General features: G+C 67.1%; 15 protein-coding genes and 4 pseudogenes. 9 read left to right on the top strand and 10 right to left on the bottom strand.

Annotation, left to right across the window (positions count from 1 at the left end):
- Positions 1-8: 8 nt before the first annotated feature.
- From LWC35_RS32650 to LWC35_RS32640, 3 genes are all read right to left on the bottom strand, one after another.
- Positions 9-452, bottom strand: a complete 444-nt coding sequence (locus tag LWC35_RS32650; RefSeq protein ID WP_232874328.1) for a nuclear transport factor 2 family protein — start codon at positions 450-452, stop codon at positions 9-11.
- A 38-nt stretch (positions 453-490) separates the two neighbouring features.
- Positions 491-2,134 carry a flavin-containing monooxygenase gene (locus tag LWC35_RS32645; RefSeq protein WP_232874326.1) on the bottom strand — a complete coding sequence of 548 codons (1,644 nt, stop codon included), beginning with the start codon at positions 2,132-2,134 and terminating at the stop codon, positions 491-493.
- Between the two features lie 171 nt (positions 2,135-2,305).
- A complete protein-coding gene (locus tag LWC35_RS32640; RefSeq protein ID WP_232874325.1) occupies positions 2,306-3,382 on the bottom strand; it encodes a helix-turn-helix domain-containing protein in 1,077 nt (358 codons plus the stop codon).
- A 226-nt stretch (positions 3,383-3,608) separates the two neighbouring features.
- On the opposite strand from LWC35_RS32640, the gene LWC35_RS32635 reads away from it, so the two are divergent.
- The 4 genes from LWC35_RS32635 to LWC35_RS32620 all read left to right on the top strand — a co-directional run bounded on the left by LWC35_RS32635 (position 3,609) and on the right by LWC35_RS32620 (position 7,100).
- Positions 3,609-4,592, top strand: a complete 984-nt coding sequence (locus tag LWC35_RS32635) for an alpha/beta hydrolase (RefSeq protein ID WP_232874323.1) — start codon at positions 3,609-3,611, stop codon at positions 4,590-4,592.
- Positions 4,593-4,651: 59 nt separating this feature from the next.
- Positions 4,652-5,272 (top strand): response regulator transcription factor, encoded by a 621-nt coding sequence (locus LWC35_RS32630; RefSeq protein WP_232874321.1) that lies wholly within the window; start codon positions 4,652-4,654, stop codon positions 5,270-5,272.
- Positions 5,273-5,309: 37 nt separating this feature from the next.
- A complete protein-coding gene (locus LWC35_RS32625; protein WP_308194718.1) occupies positions 5,310-6,500 on the top strand; it encodes a 2-oxo acid dehydrogenase subunit E2 in 1,191 nt (396 codons plus the stop codon).
- Between the two features lie 399 nt (positions 6,501-6,899).
- Positions 6,900-7,100 (top strand): hypothetical protein, encoded by a 201-nt coding sequence (locus tag LWC35_RS32620; protein ID WP_232874319.1) that lies wholly within the window; start codon positions 6,900-6,902, stop codon positions 7,098-7,100.
- 382 nt (positions 7,101-7,482) lie between these two features.
- On the opposite strand, the gene LWC35_RS41140 is transcribed toward LWC35_RS32620, so the two are convergent.
- The 3 genes from LWC35_RS41140 to LWC35_RS32610 are packed head-to-tail and all read right to left on the bottom strand — an operon-like array spanning position 7,483 to position 10,679.
- Positions 7,483-7,971 carry a pyridoxamine 5'-phosphate oxidase family protein gene (locus LWC35_RS41140; protein ID WP_372463142.1) on the bottom strand — a complete coding sequence of 163 codons (489 nt, stop codon included), beginning with the start codon at positions 7,969-7,971 and terminating at the stop codon, positions 7,483-7,485.
- A 51-nt stretch (positions 7,972-8,022) separates the two neighbouring features.
- Positions 8,023-10,230: a xanthine dehydrogenase family protein molybdopterin-binding subunit gene (locus LWC35_RS32615; RefSeq protein ID WP_232874317.1), complete on the bottom strand. Its 2,208-nt coding sequence runs from the start codon at positions 10,228-10,230 to the stop codon at positions 8,023-8,025.
- A complete protein-coding gene (locus LWC35_RS32610) occupies positions 10,227-10,679 on the bottom strand; it encodes a (2Fe-2S)-binding protein (RefSeq protein WP_232874315.1) in 453 nt (150 codons plus the stop codon). The genes LWC35_RS32615 and LWC35_RS32610 overlap by 4 nt, the downstream gene beginning before the upstream one ends.
- A 411-nt stretch (positions 10,680-11,090) precedes the next feature.
- Here LWC35_RS32610 and LWC35_RS32605 point away from each other — a divergent pair, with 411 nt between their 5' ends.
- The 5 genes and pseudogenes from LWC35_RS32605 to LWC35_RS32590 all read left to right on the top strand — a co-directional run bounded on the left by LWC35_RS32605 (position 11,091) and on the right by LWC35_RS32590 (position 14,173).
- Positions 11,091-12,200 carry a 2-oxo acid dehydrogenase subunit E2 gene (locus LWC35_RS32605; RefSeq protein ID WP_232874313.1) on the top strand — a complete coding sequence of 370 codons (1,110 nt, stop codon included), beginning with the start codon at positions 11,091-11,093 and terminating at the stop codon, positions 12,198-12,200.
- 24 nt (positions 12,201-12,224) lie between these two features.
- Positions 12,225-12,969: pseudogene (locus tag LWC35_RS32600) on the top strand (CoA transferase subunit A).
- A pseudogene (locus LWC35_RS32595) lies at positions 12,966-13,663 on the top strand (3-oxoacid CoA-transferase subunit B). The pseudogenes LWC35_RS32600 and LWC35_RS32595 overlap by 4 nt, the downstream one beginning before the upstream one ends.
- Positions 13,660-13,791: pseudogene (locus LWC35_RS41135) on the top strand (hypothetical protein); the annotation flags it as partial. The pseudogenes LWC35_RS32595 and LWC35_RS41135, both read left to right, overlap by 4 nt.
- A 52-nt stretch (positions 13,792-13,843) precedes the next feature.
- The gene (locus LWC35_RS32590) at positions 13,844-14,173 is read left to right on the top strand and encodes a flavin reductase family protein (RefSeq protein WP_308194722.1); all 330 of its coding nucleotides are present in this window, start codon (positions 13,844-13,846) and stop codon (positions 14,171-14,173) included.
- A 141-nt stretch (positions 14,174-14,314) separates the two neighbouring features.
- Here the strand turns inward: LWC35_RS32590 and LWC35_RS32585 are convergent, their stop codons facing one another.
- From LWC35_RS32585 to LWC35_RS32570, 4 genes and pseudogenes are all read right to left on the bottom strand, one after another.
- Positions 14,315-16,501 (bottom strand): xanthine dehydrogenase family protein molybdopterin-binding subunit, encoded by a 2,187-nt coding sequence (locus LWC35_RS32585; protein WP_232874312.1) that lies wholly within the window; start codon positions 16,499-16,501, stop codon positions 14,315-14,317.
- Positions 16,502-16,718: 217 nt separating this feature from the next.
- Positions 16,719-17,282: a (2Fe-2S)-binding protein gene (locus LWC35_RS32580; protein WP_232874310.1), complete on the bottom strand. Its 564-nt coding sequence runs from the start codon at positions 17,280-17,282 to the stop codon at positions 16,719-16,721.
- 108 nt (positions 17,283-17,390) lie between these two features.
- Positions 17,391-18,398, bottom strand: coding sequence for an FAD binding domain-containing protein (locus tag LWC35_RS32575; protein ID WP_232874309.1), 1,008 nt, complete (start codon positions 18,396-18,398; stop codon positions 17,391-17,393).
- A 29-nt stretch (positions 18,399-18,427) separates the two neighbouring features.
- Positions 18,428-18,683 (bottom strand): annotated as a pseudogene (locus LWC35_RS32570) (pyruvate dehydrogenase); the annotation flags it as partial.

Below are 18,683 nucleotides of genomic sequence, written 5' to 3'. Positions count from 1 at the left end.
TCGGCCTCCTAGGACGCACCGGTCGGGGTGGCCGCGTTGGCTGCGATCCGGATGATCCGACGGCTGAAGCGCCATTCACCGGCGCGCTTGGTCACGGTGTCGTCGTACTCGCCGTAAGCGGCGATCCGCGGCACCCCGTCGAGCCGAGTGAGCAGCTCGAACTGGCACCAGACGTGGGCCGCGTCAGCGCCACTCGCCTCGATGATCACGTTGGCCGGCCGGTGTTGGCCCCACAGGAACGGCTCGAAGTCCGGCTCGCTGTGCACGTGGTCGTACCACTCGGCAATCCCGTCGTGGCCGACGAACTCGCCGCCGGCCAACGAGCTGTCGAGCACGCTGTCGGACCAGAAGACGCCGAGGAACTCGTCCCGGCGCTGGGTGTCGAGACCGCGGCTGTAGTGGGCGATCAGGTCGTGGATCAGGAGTCGATCCTCGACCGACAGCGACGTCATTCGTCGTCTCTCCTTCGTATCGGCAGTACCGCGTGGCGTCAGGGCTTGAGGACGAAGCCGTCGTAGCCGGCGGCTGCAACCTGGTCGCAGCGGTCGGCGAAGGCGTCGAACCCCCCGACCCAGATCATGTAGCTCTGTGGCTTCCCCTCGATGTTCGCTCCCTTCTGCCAGGAGTCGGCGAGGGGGAACAGCGTCCCGTTGGCCAGCTCGGTCACCTCGGCGCACCAGGTGCGCTCGGCCTCCGTTGTCGTGTCGACGGTCTCGAGGCCCTCCTGCTCCATGTGAGAGAGGAGATCGGCGATCCAGTCGATCTGGTACTCACTCTGGGTCACCATCTGCGCCAGAACGCTCGGGCTGCCTGGCCCGTGGACCAGGAACATGTTCGGGAAACCCGACACCATGAGGCCGAGGTAGTTCCAGGGTGTGCCCGACCACTTCTCGCGCAGTGGGACTCCACCTGCCCCGACGACGTTGAGCCGCAGCAGCGAACCCGTCATCGCGTCGAACCCGGTCGCCAGGATCAGCACGTCGAGGTCGTACTCGGCTTCCTCGGTGCGAATGCCCTTCGGGGTGAGCTCCACGATGGGATCGCGGCGCACATCGACGAGGGTGACGTTGTCGCGGTTGAACGTGTCGTAGTAGCCACTGTCGATGCTGAGTCGCTTCGACCCCAAGGGGTAGGTGGTGGGGCAGAGAAGTTCAGCCACCTCGGGGTCCTTCACGATCTCGCGGATCTTGCCGCGGAACCACTCTGCCACGACCTCGTTCGCCCTGATGTCGGTCAACACGTCGTTGAACAGGAAGAAGAAGAGCAGGCCGCTTCGGGACCGCCATGCCTCCTCCAGGATCGCGAGCCGCTCCTCGGGGGTGTGGTCGAAGACGGATCCGTGCTGCGTCATGGGGAGGACCAGGGCGTTCGGGTGGTGGCGCATCATCTCCCGGCGCTGCGCGTAGTTCTCCTTCCACTCCCGCTCGTAATCGGGGTCCAGGGCCCGGTTGTGAGCAGGCACGGTGTATGCGGGGGTGCGCTGGAACACGTGCAGGTGCCCGGCCACCTTCGCGACCTCCGGCACCACCTGGACGCCGGTGGAACCGGTCCCGATAACTCCCACCCGCTTGCCGCGGAGGTCCACGCCCTCGCGGGGCCACTGCGACGTGTGGTGCAACTCGCCTTCGAAGGTGTCGATGCCCGGGAACGACGGGACGTTCGTGGCGTCCAACGGGCCGGTCGCCGCGATGACGTACTTCGCCCTCACGCGGTGGCCGGCTTCGGTGCCGACCTGCCAACGACGTTCTTCTTCGTCGAAGACGACCGAGTCGACCCGGGCGTTGAAGCGTATCGACCGGCGGAGGTCGAAGCGGTCGGCGACGTGATTGATGTAGTCCTCGAGGTCTCCTTGGGGGGAGAACAGCTCGGGCCACTTCCAGTCCTGCTGGAGGTCTTCGTCGAACGCATAGGAGTACTGGACGCTCTCGATGTCGACGCGCGCGCCGGGGTAGCGATTCCAGTACCACGTACCGCCCACGCCGTCGCCGGCCTCGAAGCACAACACGTCGAATCCGGCCTTGCGCATGCGGTGGATGGCGTACAGGCCGGAGAAGCCCGCGCCCACCACGACCACATCAACCGACGCCGGTGTCGTCTCCTCTACGGCCTCGGACCGCTCGGACGCAACAGACACAGCAAACCTCCGTTGGTTGCCGCACAGGGTGCGGAGACTGAGACTCGACGGGGCCGATCGGCGTCGTCTCCCGTTGGTGCCGTTACCGAGTCTCTTCGACGCAGTGAGTCCCGTCACGCGCCACGTGGCGGTGCCTGTGCACCATGTACTCGCCGCTCGGCGAGTCGTCCACTACGCCAGCAGGTCGGTGTCGCGCAGACGGCGAAGCGCCAGCGCGAGACCGAGCCGCGCGATTCCGGTGGGCTGGTTGAGCGGGTAGCCGAGTTGCTCCTCGGCCCGTGCCAGGCGTGCGGCGACCGAGTTGTGGTGCAGGTGCAGCTTGCGAGCGGCCTCGCGCAGCGAGCCGGCCTCGACGACGACACCCAAGGTCTGCAGCACGTCGCGCCCGCTCGGATCGGCGGCCAGGGCGTCGAGAACGTCGATGTCGCCCACACCACGGATGTCCGCGCTGCGGAGTGTGCCTGCTAGCAGCTCGAGAGGGCCGAGATCCGCTGCGCGGACGACGGGATGGACGCCGGGGTCGGCAGCGCCCGTCCGGGCGGTGGCGTAACGAACAGCGCGTACAGCCTTCTCCCAGGACACCGCGGCGTCTACGGCCACCTCCGTGGTCCCGACGCCGACCGTCACGCCGTTCGGGACCTCGAGCTCGTCGGGAAGCACGCCGACGACTGCTGTCGCGTGAAGGGAGCCGATGATCGCGCGTAGCGGCCGAGCCGGTGCCGCGAGGTGGGCCGCCAGCTGGCTGATGGCGTCGACCGGTCCCAGCATCGCGACCAGAGTCAGCCTGGTGCACGGCTTGAGCCCCAGGAGATGCAGGGCCCGGGTTCGCTCCGGAGCGGCGGTCGAACGTCCGACGACCAGCTCAAGGAGCGCGGGATCACCGAGAACGGGTGCAGACGGTTCGCCTCGGCCGAGGGTCACGATCCCGGCGATGGCAAGTCGTTCGAGGAGTAGCTCGTCCAGCGGTAGGGCCTGGTCCGGACTGCGCTGCAGCCAGACCTGGTGCCCTGGGCCCATCTTCTTGACCGTGGCCTCGGGCCCTGACCGCCCTGTGTCGGACACACCGTCGGGCGCGGCCCGGATTGCGAACGCGCCGTCGAGATCCTGGACGCCCACCGCACACTCGGCAACGACGGCTGCGTTTCGCACCAGCTCCTCGACGCTGACCTGTTGCTCGACCAGAGTGTCGAAGAAGCTGATGAGCCGGATGGCGTGCTCGGCATCGGCGTCGAGCGCCGAGAGCCTCATCAACAGCCCATACACGGATCCACCTCGACCCTCGGTGACGGCGACCATCCCAAGCTACCCAGCTGGCCTCCGCGGGACAACGCATCCCTAGCCTCGGGCTGCGGTGGCGTCGCCGGGCGCCTCGCCATTCGGCGCGTTCGGGCGGCGAGCTGACGCCGCGTGGATGGTGACTCCGCGATCGCCCCGGCTGACACTCCTCGAAACGGTAATCGAGCGAGGGGGCCCCGTGACACATCGGTTCGATCCGGAGCTGCAGCCGTGGATCTCCATGCTTCCCGAGCTGGACGTGCGCGATCTGCCTACGGCGCGAGCACGCATGGAGTCGCTGAAAGTTGCGATGCCACCCTACGTGCTGCCCGAGGGTATCGAGCTGGAGACCCGGACGATCCCGGGGCCTGCCGAGGCGCCGGACGTGCCGGTGCTGATCTTCTCCCCGGTGTGGAGAGGAGAGACCAGGCCCGCGCTGGTCTACCTGCACGGCGGCGGTTTCGTTCTTGGTGACGCCGACGGTGATAAGGAGCTGCCCGCCCTTCTGGCAGCGGAGGTGGGGGCGGTCGTGGTGAGCGTCGACTACCGGCTCGCGCCGGAGCACCCCTTCCCAGCAGCCGTGGAGGACTGCTACGCGGCCCTGACCTGGCTCGCCAGCCATGCCGAGCAGTTCGGGATCGATGACGCCCGGATCGGGATCGGCGGGGTGAGCGCCGGAGGCGGTCTCGCGGCAGGCACGGCTCTGCTGGCGCGGGATCGAGGTGGGCCCGCCCTGTGCTTCCAGTTCCTCGACGTTCCCGAGCTTGACGACCGGCTGGAGACGCCGTCAATGCAGTCCTTTGTCGACACACCATTGTGGAACAGGTCGAATGCGGTCGAGAGCTGGCAACACTATCTCGGCGATCACGCGTCGACCGACGAGGTGTCTCCGTATGCCGCGCCTGCTCGCGCCACCGACCTGGCCGGGCTGCCGCCCGCGTATCTCGCGGTCTGCGAGTTCGACCCGCTCCGCGACGAGGGCATCGCCTACGCCCAGAGCCTCGTGCAGAATGGTGTCCCGACCGAGCTTCACCTGTATCCCGGCGCGTTCCACGGATCGGGCGGCCTCGTGCCGACAGCCGAGCTGTCCCGTCGGATGCGCGCCGAGCTCGTCGACGCAATCCGACGGGGGCTGAGCGCCAAGGTGGTCCGGACGGAGAACCCGGCGGTTCCGGCAAATTGAGCGCCCCGGCTCAGGAGGCCGCGCCTGATACATCGCGGCCCGCCGCGACGCGGGTCGTGGTGGCCTCGGCACGTCCGCTCATCCGCCAGGGGCTGGCTCGTATCGCCGAGCGGACCAGGACGCTCGAGATCATCGCGGAAACGTCCAGCCTCGTGGACGCAGCGCTCCTCTCTCGCATACACCGACCGGACACAGTGCTCGTCGACCTCGCGGATGCGCGGGCCGGACTGGGGCATCCGGCCTCACTCACCCGGCTACTGCGAGAAACCGAAGCTGTCGTCGCACTGGTCGGCCCGTCCGACACGGATCGCGTCCATGGTCTCCTGGGAGCCGGGGTTCGAGGAATCCTGTCCGACGACGTGGAGGCCGAAACCCTCCAAGGGGCGCTTGACGCCGTGCGCAAGGGCATCATCCACTGCACGGCGACTGCTCCTCCGGCACAGCACGCCCCCGATCGCAAGGCCGCGAGAAGCCACAGACCACGGATCACAGCCCGTGAGCACCAGGTGCTTCAGCTCCTGGTGCGCGGCATGACGAACCGGGAGATCGGCCTCGCGCTCCACATCAGCGAGACCACCGTCAAGTATCACCTCATGAACCTGATCCGGAGATGCAGAGCCCACGGCAGGACCGAGCTCGCCTTCCTGGCTGCCGAACTCGACCTTCTGAGTGGACTCTGACTGCACAGCGCACGCGCGAAAGGAACTTCCCGCAGCCATGCCCCAACCCGTCACGATGCCTGAGCTCGGAGAAAGCGTCACCGAGGGCACGGTCACCCGGTGGCTGAAGAACGTCGGCGACTCGCTCGAGATCGACGAAGCCCTGCTCGAGGTTTCCACAGACAAGGTGGACACGGAGATTCCGTCGCCCTTCGCCGGCACGTTAGTCGAGATCCTCGTCGCCGAGGACGAGACCGTGGAGGTTGGCGGTCTGCTCGCGCGCGTGGAGGAGACCGCGCAGGGCACACCCCCAGCACCGGAGCCCACAGCGAATCAGGCCGCCGAGAACGATCGCGCGGTGGCGCGGCTACAGGATCCGGACCCGTCGCCGTCGGTCTTGTCCGAGCCGGCAGCGGCCAGCGCGGCGTCGGTGGTGAAGGAGCCGGGCCCAGCGCCCGCCGCGACCGCTGCCGAGCTGGCACCACCGCCGGCACCAGCCAGCACCAAAAGCGCCACCGTCCCAGTGCCCGGCACCACCGTTCCCATGCCGAGGCTCCGACAGATCATCGCGCGCCGGATGACCGAGTCGCTGACGGTGTCTGCCCAGCTCACGACCGTGCAGGAGGTAGACGTCACGCGGATCGCCCGCCTGCGAACAGCGGCAAAGGCCGACTTCCAGCGGCGCGAGGGCGTTCCACTCACCTACCTCCCGTTCTTCGCGAAGGCTGCCGTGGAAGCCCTCTCGGCGTTCCCAGCGCTCAACGCCTCGATCTCCGACGACGGCAAGTCAGTTGCCTATCACGCCGCCGTCCACCTCTCCATCGCCGTGGACACCCCACGAGGCCTACTTGTACCAGTGATCCGGGATGCCCAGGATCTCGGCCTAGCCGGGCTCGCCCGCCGGATAGCAGACGTCGCCGAGCGAGCTCGGGCGAACACCATCACGGCAGACGAGCTCACCGGCGGCACCTTCACCATCACCAACATCGGCAGCGTCGGCGCAGAGTTCGACACTCCAATCCTCAACCAACCTCAAGTCGCCATCCTCGCGACCGGCGCGATCCGGCGCCGTCCGGCAGTAGTCAGCGGCCCTGACGGCGACATGATCGCCATCCGATCGATGTGCTACCTGCCGATGACCTACGACCACCGACTCATCGACGGTGCGGACGCAGGCCGGTTCGTTAGCGCCGTACGAGCCCGGCTCGAAGCAGGCGACTTCGGCGGCGAGCTCGGCCAGGAGGTGTAGACCTGACCCGGTTCAAACCGAGGACCCCGGCTCTCCGCAGTTGACAGCTCGGCATGACATGGCAAAGGGGGGCGCAGGCGCGTTGCTCAGCTCGCCCTACCTTGCGGCTGGCTGCTCGAGCCCCCGGAAGATTGCCGACTGTGACACACGGCCTGGGCTCCAGGAATCGGACGCGACCACGCCCAATTGTCGCCGCTCGTGCGGGCGGCGAGCGTGCTCGAGTGCATTCGTGACCAGCTACCAGACCGGCCTCGTCGCCGTCGACTGCGGCCGATCGTCAGGGTGTCGGCCGTGACGGGCACGGACAACCGTCATTGATTAGGTCGGTCAGTGTCGATAACGCCCATACGGTCTTCCGTACCGCCAGCGCTCGCGTAGCGTTCGCGCGTGGACGCCTAGGTGCAGCAGACGCTCGTCAGAATGGCACAGGGACACCCGCTGTCTCAGGCGCCGTACATCGCCGCCAAACTCGGCGTCGCCGACGCGCTGGCGGCAGCCCGCTCGACGCGCGCCCTCGCCGACACCGTCGGTGCCCGAGCCGACAAGCTGACCCGCGTTGTGCGCGAGTGGAACGTCGGTCGAACGACACTGCCTTGGTGATGGCGTCTTCATCGCTCGGGCTCCGTTTGGGCCCGCGTGTCGTCCGGGCCTTGACCCCAGGCTCGTTGCCGAGGCCTGCGTCAGCCTTGCTGCTGGTGCGTCCGCTCACGTGAAGCCGCTCCACCGCTCCATTGGCGCTGCCCGAGCAATTTGCGCTCCGGCAGCACGGACAACTTCAACGGAGCGGACGCCAACCCGATTGTCACACGAGGCGTTCTCGGCGCGTCGATGCTCTGGTATGCATATCAAGCCCGCGAACGCTGCTCGCGCCGTGCGGCGGTCGAACCCCGGCTCCTCCGGCCAACGTCCGCTCAAGTCCGGCTATCGGCGCCCCGAGCACGCGGACGGAGCAACTGTAAGCGATGTGCATTATCGGTCCACATCAGATAATGATCTCGCAGTAGATGCAGCACTCACGTCCGGCTGCGATATCCCGACTGCTGCAGGTTCGTGACTGTTGGGCAAGATGTCGGTGTGGGCCGCTGGTAGTCAGTGTCGGCGGCCAGCCCTTGAGGTCGTTCGCGCGAGCCGCCCGACGAGGTCGGTAGCACGATCCCGATCGTGTACTCGTCATGCCCTGGCATCCGGGGTGCGATCCGGTCAGCTTGTACGCCTGGCCAACACCGACGACACTCCAACCGCGCTGGCCGTCCGAGCCGATGTCGTCCGCCTGAAACGCAAAGACCGCCCCCTTTGCTTGCGGCCACCTTCGTTCGGCTGCCGGTGCGGAAGTGACTTCGTCGCCGAGCAGTACAAATGTGACGGGGTGCGCGACAGGTATCGCATTCTCCGTGTGAATCACTCGCCCGATTTTGACAGCCTTCAGCAGTCGCAACCGCTGGGCACGGCCTATGGTCTCGAGGTCAGCCACAGGAGTGGTCACAGATAGGGGTGTCTCAGGCACGAGAGTAGCGACCTGCGCCTATGTCTCGCCGATTGCTGTCAGGAGCCGTTTCGGCGTGATGGGAAGGTCGCGGATACGCACGCCGACGGCGTCGAAGACGGCGTCGGCGATCGCCGCATCGACGCCGGTGGCGCCGACTTCTCCGACTCCGCGGGCTCCGATGGCGCTGGCGTGCGGGTCGACCTCGTCGACGAAGTGGACGATGATGTCTGCAGGGATGTCGGCGTTGGCGGGGACGTGGACACCGGTGAGGTTCTTGGACAACCACCGTGCCGTTGCGGGGTCGAGCTCACTTCGTTCCATCGTGGCTTTGCCCCAGGCCCAGGTGAGGGAGCCGATCATTTGGGCACGGGCGGTGCGCTCGTTCATAATCCGGCCGCACGAGTAGGACCCGACCATCCTGCGAAGCCTGAGCAGCCCCAGTTCCGGATCCACGGCGACTTCAACGAAGACCGCGCCGAAGCTACGGATGGCATATCCGGAGTCTCCGCCGCCGACGTCGATGGGCGCATTTCCCTCCAGGCCGAACTTGCCCTCCCCGACGATCTCGGCGAGGTCGGTTTCCGCGATAGCGTCGGTGACCGAGGGGGTGTCGGAGTATTCGGAGAGGTTCTTGCGAAGTTCGCGGCAGGCGAGGGCGACGGCGCTGCCGGTGTGTACGGTCGCAGAGGAGGCGTACACCGGGCCCGTGGACGGAAGGTCGCTGTGACCCCACGCCACCGAGACGTCGCCTACGGGCACGTCCAACTCATCGGCCGCGATCTGGGTCAAGACAGTCTGCAGACCGGTGCCGATGTCCTGAATGTCGGTCTCGATCCGCACCGAGCCATCTCGAGCGAGCCGGACACGAGCGTTCCCGGGGAATCGGACCTGCCCCATGGTGCAGGTGGCCATGCCGGTCCCGATCCGCCACGGCCCGTCCGTGCGGCCGTCTCGCGGCCGGTCGTACCAGCCGAAGAGCCGGGCGCCGTCGGCATAGGCTTCGCGCAGGCGCTTCGATGACCACGGCCGTTCCGTCGTCGGCTCGCGGTCGGCGTAGTTGCGCAGCCGCAGCTCCAACGGGTCGATGTTCAGTTCGTGGGCGAGTTCGTTCATGGCGGACTCCAGCGCCCACAGCCCGCATCCCTCGTTCGTGGTGCGCATGGGAGTCGGGGCGCCCACGCTTATTCGTTCGACGTCTTGTCCGGTGTCGAGGGCAGGACACGCGTAGAGGTCCTTCACCTCAGTTGCGCCCTCGACGTAGGTCTCGGTTAGCCCGGTGATGTTGGAGACGTGGTGGCGCGTAGCGGTCAACCGGCCGCTGCTGTCCGCGCCGAGCTCGAGATGCTGGGTGAGTGCTGGTTGGAAGCCGGTGGACGTGTACTGGTCGGCTCGGGTTAGGTGGAGCTTCACCGGGCGGCCGACGATGCGCGCGGCCGCGGCGGTGAGCACCTGGTGGGGCCACACCCAGCCCTTTGCGCCGAAGCCACCGCCGGTATGGGGCGAAACGACGGTCACGTTGCCTGGGTCGATGCCCAGGGCGTCTGCCAGGACCGGTGGGACGACGAAGCTGGCCTGAACCGAGTCCCACATGGTGAGGACGTCGCCGTCCCAGTGGGCGATGGTGCTGGAGGTCTCCATCGGGTTGTGGTGGCGCGAAGGATGCGTCCACGTCCCGCCGACGCGAGTGTGCGAGGTTTCCAGGGAGGCTGCGGCGTCGCCGATCCGGACCGGTCCTCCGTAGGGCCAGACCATCCAGGTCATGCCGCCCTCCTCGCCGACGCTGCCGCCGTCGCGCTCGCCTTCCTCCCCAGCGATCACCTCCCGCTCACCGTGTCCGGGCAGGATTGGGGGCTGCGCCGCGCAGCGGACTCTGACGAGCGGGCGGGCTTGTTCGACGGCCTGCAGGCTGGTACCGAGCACGATTGCGACAGGCTCGCCTTCGAAGTGGATCTCGTCGCTCTGCATGGGTAGGTCGAGCGCGGCGGCCTGGAACGCGTGCACCGCGCCGAACGTGGGCATGTCCTCCCTCGTGAGAACGCGCACCACGCCCTCGACCGCCGCCAGGGCCGTCGTATCGATCTGGACGAGTCGCCCACGCGCGACGGGCGCCCCGACGATCGCAGCGTGCAGCATTCCCGGCAGCTCATTGTCTGCGGAGTACTTCGCCGCACCGGTGACCTTCGCCGGCCCCTCAACTCGTGGCAAGGGTGCTCCGACGATGCTTCGGTCGTTGTCGACGGTCATCCGGTCACCTTCTTGCTGGCGGCGAGGACCGCTGCGGTGATCTGCGGGTAGGCGGAGCAGTGGCAAAGGTTCCCACTCATCCACTCCTGCACCTCTTCCGCGGAGCTCGTGTGCCTCTCTCGGATGGAGGCAACCGCGGACATGATCTGTGCAGGCGTGCAGTACCCGCACTGGAAGGCGTCTTCGCCGATGAAGGCCTTCTGCACGGGATGAAGAACTCCATCCACGTCGGCAAGGCCCTCGATGGTGGTGATGTTGCTCCCGTGGCATTGGGCGACGAGGACGAGGCAACTGTTCATCCGCACCCCGTCCACGAGGACGGTGCAGGCGCCGCCGCACGCGCCCTCGGCGCAGCCCTTCTTCGCGCCGGTGAGGCCTGGGTGCTCCCGGAGCCAGTCGAGCAGGCTTGTTCGCGCCGAGACCTGCTCCGAGTGGATCTCTCCGTTCACCCGAAATTCCACGGCGACAACCCTGGATGGACGCGGGTCCGTGCGCTTACTACCGGCAGCTGCGGCAAGTGAGCCCGCTGTGGGCGAGCTCGTTGCCGCCCCGTCCGTGGGCAGTTCTTCCGCCATGGTCACCGCTCCCTCGAGGTCGCACGACGTGCACGACGTCCAGCACCCAGTCGACGCTACTGCTATCCACTGAGGCTCAATGTATCCATCAAGGCCCTGCGACCGCCAGCGTGCACCCTGGCAGCCTCAGGGCCTCCGCGGTGACGTCCCCCTACTGTGCACCACCAAGCAGAATGTATCCATTCTCCGCTTCGGAAGGTACAGTCGGGCATCGCATCCCGGAAGGGGGCGACAGTCTCGGCGTAGAGAGTGGGAGTTCGAGGAGCGATGTCCTCCGTCGTAACCATGCCCGACCTGGGCGAGAGCGTCACCGAAGGCACCGTCACGCGTTGGCTCAAGCGGGTGGGCGATCGCGTCGAGGTCGACGAACCCCTGCTCGAGGTCTCGACCGACAAAGTCGACACCGAGATCCCCTCGCCGGCCGCCGGGCTGCTCACCGCGATCCTGGTCGAGGACGACGGTGTCGTCGCCGTCGGAGGCGAACTCGCCGTCATCGGTGAAGAGCCGACACCTGCGGCCCCTCCCCTGACCTCCTCACAGCTCGACGCGACTCCGGTCCCCTCCGCCGAACCGGCATCCCGGGCCGCCAACGACGGAGCAGGCACCGCTGAGAGTACGTCGGCAGCGGCTCCCAGCGGGGAGAAGCTGGCGGTGTCGAGCGCGCAGGAGGCGGTCGCCGGGACGACGAGGCCGATGCCTCGCCTGCGGCGCGTCATCGCGGATCGCATGGTGCAGTCACTGGCTGTTTCAGCCCAGTTGACGACCGTGCAGGAGGTGGACCTCAGTCGCGTCGTGGCCTTGCGGGAGCGGGCAAAGGCCGAGTTCCGCCACCGTCACGGAGTCGGGCTCACCTACCTCCCTTTCATCGCGAAGGCAGCGGTGGAGGCGCTGCGCGCATTCCCCGCCTTCAACGCCTCCATCACCGACGACGGGCAGATCGCCTATCACTCCGACGTTCATCTCGCTGTAGCCGTGGACACGCCGCGAGGCCTTCTCGTGCCGGTGATCCGGAACGCGGACGAGCTCTCTGTCGCCGGCCTCGCGAAGGCGATCGCAGACGTGGCAGCCCGCACCCGCAACAACACGATCGGCGTCGACGAGCTCGCAGGGGGGACCTTCACCATCACCAACATCGGCAGCGTCGGGACCCTGTTCGACACCCCGATCATCAACCAGCCTCAAGCAGCGATTCTCGCTACCGGGGCGGTGGTCAAGCGGCCGGTGGTGGTCGCCACGGCCGAGGCCGGCACGGACGCGATCGCCATCCGGTCGATGTGCTTTCTTCCGCTGACCTACGACCACCGGCTCGTCGACGGTGCCGACGCGGGCCGTTTCGTCAGTGCGATCCGCGAACGTCTTGCCGCCGGTGCCTTCGAACCCGAGCTCGGGCTCTGAGGCTCCCGACCGAAAGGCAGCCACATGGACAAGGTTGCCACTGCATCAGCCGCTGTCGCCGGGTTGGCCCCGGCTCGACCCTGGCCGTCGGCGGATTCGGGCTGTGCGGCATCCCGTCGACTCTGATCAGCGCGTTGCACGAGCGTCAGGTCGACGATCTGCGGGTGGTCTCGAATAACTGTGGCGTCGATGACTGGGGCCTGGGGATCCTGCTGGCCGACCGTCGCATCAGCCGGGTCACAGGGTCTTACGTCGGCGAGAACAAGGAGTTCGCGCGTCAGCCGGTGAGCTGGAGGTCGAGCTGTGCCCGCAGGGGTCGCTCGCCGAACGGCTTCGGGCCGGCGGGTGTGGGATCGCTGCCTTCTACACACCGGCCGGTGTGGGGAGCCAGATCGCCGAGGGAGGTCTGCCCTGGCGGTACGAAGCCGACGGGTCGGTCGCTGTCGCCTCGCCACCACGGGAGACTCGTGAGTTCAATGGGAGGCTCTATGTGTTGGAAGAGGCCATCCAGACGGATTTCGCCCTGGTTGCCGCCGTCTATGGAGACCGGCACGGCAACCTCGTCTTCGAGAAGTCGGCAGCAAACTTCAACCCGCTCTGCGCCATGGCAGGTCGAGTGACGATCGCGGAAGTCGAGGAGCTCCTCGAGCCGGGCGAACTCGACCCAGCCTCTGTCCATCTCCCCGGGGTCTTTGTGCAGCATGTCGTGCACGGCCCGGGACGGGAGAAGAGAATCGAACGCACTACTACCGCCGAGGTGGCGCCGTGATTGGCATCCGCGAGCAGATCGCCGCCCGCGCCGCTGCGGAGCTCGCAGGCGGACAGTACGTGAACCTGGGCATCGGCCTGCCCACCCTTGTGCCGGCATACCTACCGGCTGACGTCGAAGTCGTGCTGCACAGCGAGAACGGGGTCCTCGGCACGGGCCCTTACCCACAGCCCGGAGCCCTCGACCCGGATCTGATCAACGCAGGCAAGGAGACGGTCACAGTCCGGCCCGGGGCCTCGTTCTTCGACTCGGCTCTGTCGTTCGGGATGATCCGGGGCGGTCATCTCGACGTCGCCATGCTCGGCGCTATGCAGGTCTCGGAGACCGGTGACCTGTCCAACTGGTCCGTTCCAGGGAAGCTCGTCAAGGGAATGGGCGGCGCGATGGATCTGGTTCACGGCGCCCGCCGCGTCATCGTGCTGATGGAGCACCGAGCCAAGGACGGCACACCCAAAATACGACGCGTAACGACCTTCCCCTCACCGGCCGCGATGTCGTCAACCGGATCATCACCGACCTCGCTGTCATCGACGTCACCGCTCACGGCCTTCGCCTTGTCGAGCTCTCATCGGGGACAACGGAGACAGAGGTCCGTGCCGCCACCGCCGCCCCGGCTCAAAATCGACTGATCGACAGAGCCCATCCGGAACAGCGCTGCTGTGCCACCGCCCGACTGTCAGGAGCTGACCCGTGATCACGTTGCAGCCCGCGGACACCGCGGACGGGCTCAAGCGGACGTTCGCCTGTTTCCCGACGGGGGTCACCGCCCTCGGAGCGCTCAGCGATGGAGTCCCGATCGGCCTCGCAGCCAGCTCCTTCGTGTCTGTCTCCTTAACCCCTCCCCTAGTCTCGATCTACATCCAGACGACCCTCAATTACCTGGCCGCAACTACGGAACCGTCGCAGAATCGGCGTCAGCGTCATCTCCGAGAAGCACGCTTCAGTTCGCAGGCGCTTAGCGCGCCGAGGCCTCGACCGTTTCGCCGACATCGATGGGGAAATCGGGGAGGACCGGAAGGCACTAATACGAGATGCATCTGCCTGGCTGTCGTGCTCACTACACGACGAACTTCCGGCTGGCGACCACACGATCGCGCTGCTCGCCATCCACCGAGCGCATGCTCGACCCGATGTCACGCCGCTCGTCTTCCACCGCAGCACCTTCCGGCATATGGGAGCACCGATCCAGCCCGACGAGGACTGAGCTGAAGCTCGGGGGTACGGCTCAGGTCCTTCGCGGCGCGCCAGCCGTCCTCACCGATAGCTGGCGACCGCGACAGAACACCATCCGGTGACAAAGGGCCATCCGGCTGAGCCACCTCCACATGGGCGGTGAAGCCCGCCTTCAGCGGCCCATCTCGGCGAGCGCGTCCAGGATTCGCTTAGGGGTGATGGGCAGCTCACGAAAGCGAACTCCGATCGCGTCAAACACTGCTTCGGCGATGGCGGCGTCCGCGCCCGTCGCGCCGATCTCGCCCATGGCGCGGGCACCTGTCACGCTCGCGTAGGGGTCCGGCTCGTCGATGAAGGCGATTGTGATCAGGTCTGAGATGTCGGCGTTGACCGGGATGTGGACGGAGGACAGGTTCTTCGACATCCACCGCGCAGTTGTCGGGTCGAGTTCGCTGCGTTCCAGCGCGCTCTTACCCCACGCCCAGACGAGAGAACCGATCATCTGTGAGCGCGCGGTCCGCGCGTTCATTACTCGCCCGCAGTCGTACACTCCGACCATGCGGCGCATCCGCATGATGCCGAGCTCCGGATCGACAGCCACCTCAGCGAACACAGCGCCGAAGCTTCGAATCGCATATCCCGAGTCACCACCGTACATGTCCATGGGTACTCGGTTCGGCAGCTCGTACCGCCCGTCGCCGGTTATCTGGGGGAGGTCGGTCTGACGGAGCGCGTCGAGTACGTCGTCGGTGTCTGAGTGCTCTCCGAGCTGCTTGCGAATGTCGCGGCACGCTAGCGCGACCGCGCTGGTATTGGCGACCGTCCCCGAGCCCGCGTACATGGGACCCGTCGAGGGCAGGTCGCTGTCGCCCCACTCGACTCGTACGGCCTCGACCGATGTCCCCAGCTCTTCCGCTGCGACCTGGGCAAGGAGCGTCTGCAAACCGGTGCCGATGTCCTGGATGTCGACGCGGACGACCACGTCACCATCCCTCTGGAGTACCACCGTGGCATTCCCGGGAAACCTGATCTGCCCCATCGTGGAGCTGGCCATCCCCGTCCCGATCCGCCAGTTCCCCTCGGAGCGTCCTCCGCGCGGGCGAGAGTACCAGCCGAAGAGCCGAGCACCTTCCTCGTACGCCTCGCGCAGGTGCTTGGTCGACCAGGCACGACCCGTCGTCGGCTCACGGTCCGCGTGATTCCGGAGGCGAATCTCGATCGGGTCGACGCCCAGTCGATGCGCGAGCTCGTTCATCGCGCTCTCAAGCGGCCACAGCCCGCATCCCTCGTTGGTCGTGCGCATAGGCGTCGGCAGGTTGACCGTCACCGGCTCGACAGACTGGCTGACGTCAATGGCCGGGCAGGCGTACAGGTCCTTCACCTCGGTCGCCGCTTCGACGTACACCTCGGTCATCGACGTGATGTTGGAGACCTGATGACGCAGGGCGGTCAGCCTGCCGTCTTCTGTCGCCCCGAGCTCGAGGAACTGGTCGAGCAGGGGCTGAAACCCCGTCGAGGTGTACTGGTCGGCCCGCCCGAGATGCAGCTTGACCGGTCTGTCGACGATCCGTGCGGCGGCAGCCGCGAGGATCTGGTGTGGCCACACCCAACCCTTCCCGCCGAAACCGCCGCCGACATGGGGAGCAATCACGCGAATGTTCCCGGGATCGAGCTGCAGCGCGGCCGCGATCACGTTGGGGACGATGAAGCTCGCTTGGGCGGAGTCCCACACCGTCAGCAAGTCGCCGTCCCAGCGGGCCACGGTTCCGGACGTCTCGATGAAGTTGTGATGGCGCGACGGCTGGATCCATGTTTCGGAGACGCGAACAGCAGACGAAGCAAGAGCAGCGTCCACGTCCCCGATACGGAACGGCGCGCCCCGCTCACCTTCAACTAGCCCGGACTCGTCCACTTCTTCCGAAGCGGTGATGAGATTGCGTCGTCCCTGGCCGGGCAGGACGGGAGGTGTGGGCGCACAGCGGACCGTCACCATGGTGCGGGCCTGTTCGGCTGCCTGGATGTCCGTGGCCAGCACGATCGCGACAGGCTCGCCCTCGTGCTGGATGCGGTCGCTCTGCATGGGAAGGTTCAGAACGGCGGCCTGCCAGGGAGGCACCGGCCCGAACGTGGGTAGGTCATGCCAGGTGAGTATCCGGACGACGCCCTCGACGGCCAGCGCCGCGCTGGCGTCGACGTCAACGATCCGCCCTTGGCAAACCGGCGCACCGACGAGAGTTGCGTGAAGGGCGTCGGGCGGGGCGTTGTCGGCCGAGTACCTCGCCGCGCCGGTTACCTTGAGCGGTCCCTCTATACGCGGGCGCGGAGCTCCGATCGCCCGTCCTTCGGTTGGCGCCGTCATCGGGACACCGCAGTGCTGACAGCCCACACCAGCCTGCGCCGGCCGCAGCTGGCTGGTTGTCCGGGTAAGCGGTCGCGTCGGCCGGGCCCGGCCAGTGAAGCCGAATCCAGTGATCTCCTTGGCGGGAGGATGCCCGATGATCGCTCTCGTCGGAACCACGATGTGCAGCGTCGCCTTGCGTCGACTCCTGACCGAAGAAGGGTAGCGCGGCAGCCCATTAGACCTTCCCCTCGGCGGCGGCCAGCACCGCGGACGTGATCTGCGGATAGGCGGAGCACCGGCAGAGGTTGCCGCTCATCCACTCCCGTACCTCCTCGGGGGACCTGGTGTGTCCCTCCTGGATGCAGGCGACCGCCGAGAGCACCTGTCCCGGCGTGCAGTAGCCGCACTGGAAGGCATCGCAGTCGATGAACGCCTGCTGCACCGGATGCAGATGGCCGTCGGGGCCAGCCAGGCCTTCGATCGTGGTGACCTCACTGCCGTCACACTGCGCAACGAGCATCAGGCAGCTGTTCATCCGCCGGCCGTTGACCAAGACAGTGCAGGCGCCACAAGCACCCTCGTTGCAGCCCTTCTTGGTGCCCGTCAGCCTGAGATCGTCGCGCAGCCAATCGAGCAGGGTTACCCTGGCCGACACGTGTACAGCGTGCTGCGCGCCGTTGACATGCAACCGCACGTTCACCGCCAGGGCCGGCGCAAGGGGTTCCTGGTTTGTGGGCGTATCCCCCGCAGGATCGTCGGGAGCCACTCCTCCATCGTTGAGAATCTGGCTGCGGGTCATGAGCACCTCTTCCTCGAGCGTGCGGCGCCGACGAACAGCCGACCCCGACATCCAGCGCGCGGGAATTGATTTGTTTGCACCTCACCGATACGATGACGGCCCGCACCTTCACGATTCGACCGCGGCCATGATTGCCCGGACGGCTGTGTTTCGGGCCAGGCGGACCTTGTATGCGTTTCCGGACAAGGGTCTGGCTTCGTCAAGGTCCCATTGAACCGCTTCGCGGACCGTGTCTGCGCTGAGCCGGTTTCCGGGAAGGCTCGTCTCCGCACGTAGAAGTCTCCAGGGTCTTTGCGCCACAGAGCCCAGGGCAACCCGAATCGACTGGATCGTGTCGCCGTCCATCTGGACCACAGCGGCGGCGGTGGCGAGGGCGTATGCGTAGCTTTGCCGTTCGCGCACCTTGAGATAGGCCGATCGTGCTCCCGGCAGCAATGGGACCCGATAGCCGGTGATCATTTCGTCGTGACGCAGCACTGTTTCCTGCGTCGCCGGGTCGTGACCGATGGCTTTGGCCTCCTGCTGGGCCAGGTGTAGCTTTCCCACTGGGAGACGGCGGGCGCCCTCGGGCGAGACGAGGTCAACGTCGGCGTCGAGGGCCGCCAGTGCAACGAGGGGGTCGGACGGATGGACCGCGACGCAGTCGTCTGTCCATCCGAATATGGCGTGCTCGTCGTTCATTGCGTGCCGCGCTGGGCATCCGGTGCCGGGGGCGCGCTTGTTGCAGGCCCACGGTAGAGGTTCCGCGGCACGGAAGTAGGCGCATCGCGTCCGCTGGAGCACGTTACCGCCGATGGTCGCCCGGTTTCTCACCTGGGCAGAAGCGGCCAATAGGCAGGCCTGTCCCAAGACGCGGGCGTGTTCGCCGACCGTTGGGTGCTCGCCGATCTGATTGAGGGTGGCCAACGCGCCAAGCGTGAGGAACCCGTCCTCCAGGCCAATGTTGGCGCGGTCCGGGAGCCGGCCGATGTCGATGATGTTGTCGGGGCGGGTGATGCCGAGCCGAAGCCAGTTCAGCAGCTCGGTTCCGCCGGCGATGATCGTGCTGCCGGGTTCTGCTACCAGGGCCACTGCCTGGGCCTCGTCGTGCGGGCGAGCGTAGGCGAACGGGTGCATCAGTGTCCTTCCGGCAGTGGCGCTGTCGTTCAGAGCAGGTCGAGGGCGGCGCCGACCACGCTGTCCGCGTCGATGCCGTGGTAGCGGTACACGCTGTCGAGGTCGCCGGACTGGCCGAACCGGGTCACGCCGAGGTGGGTGGCGCGAACCTGGTTGACCCCGGCGAGGAAGGCCAGCGTGTGCGGGTGCCCGTCGAGCAGGGTCACCAGCGGCGTGGCGCGCCGCGCCGGGAAGGCGGCGTCGAGGATCCAGGTGTCCGCGCTGCCGTGCCCGGCCCGGGCCTGG

The organism is Pseudonocardia kujensis, assembly GCF_021283305.1.
GTDB lineage: Bacteria > Actinomycetota > Actinomycetes > Mycobacteriales > Pseudonocardiaceae > Pseudonocardia > Pseudonocardia kujensis.
Note: the sequence above shows the minus strand (reverse complement) of the source record. Positions and strands in the feature narration are given on the sequence as shown.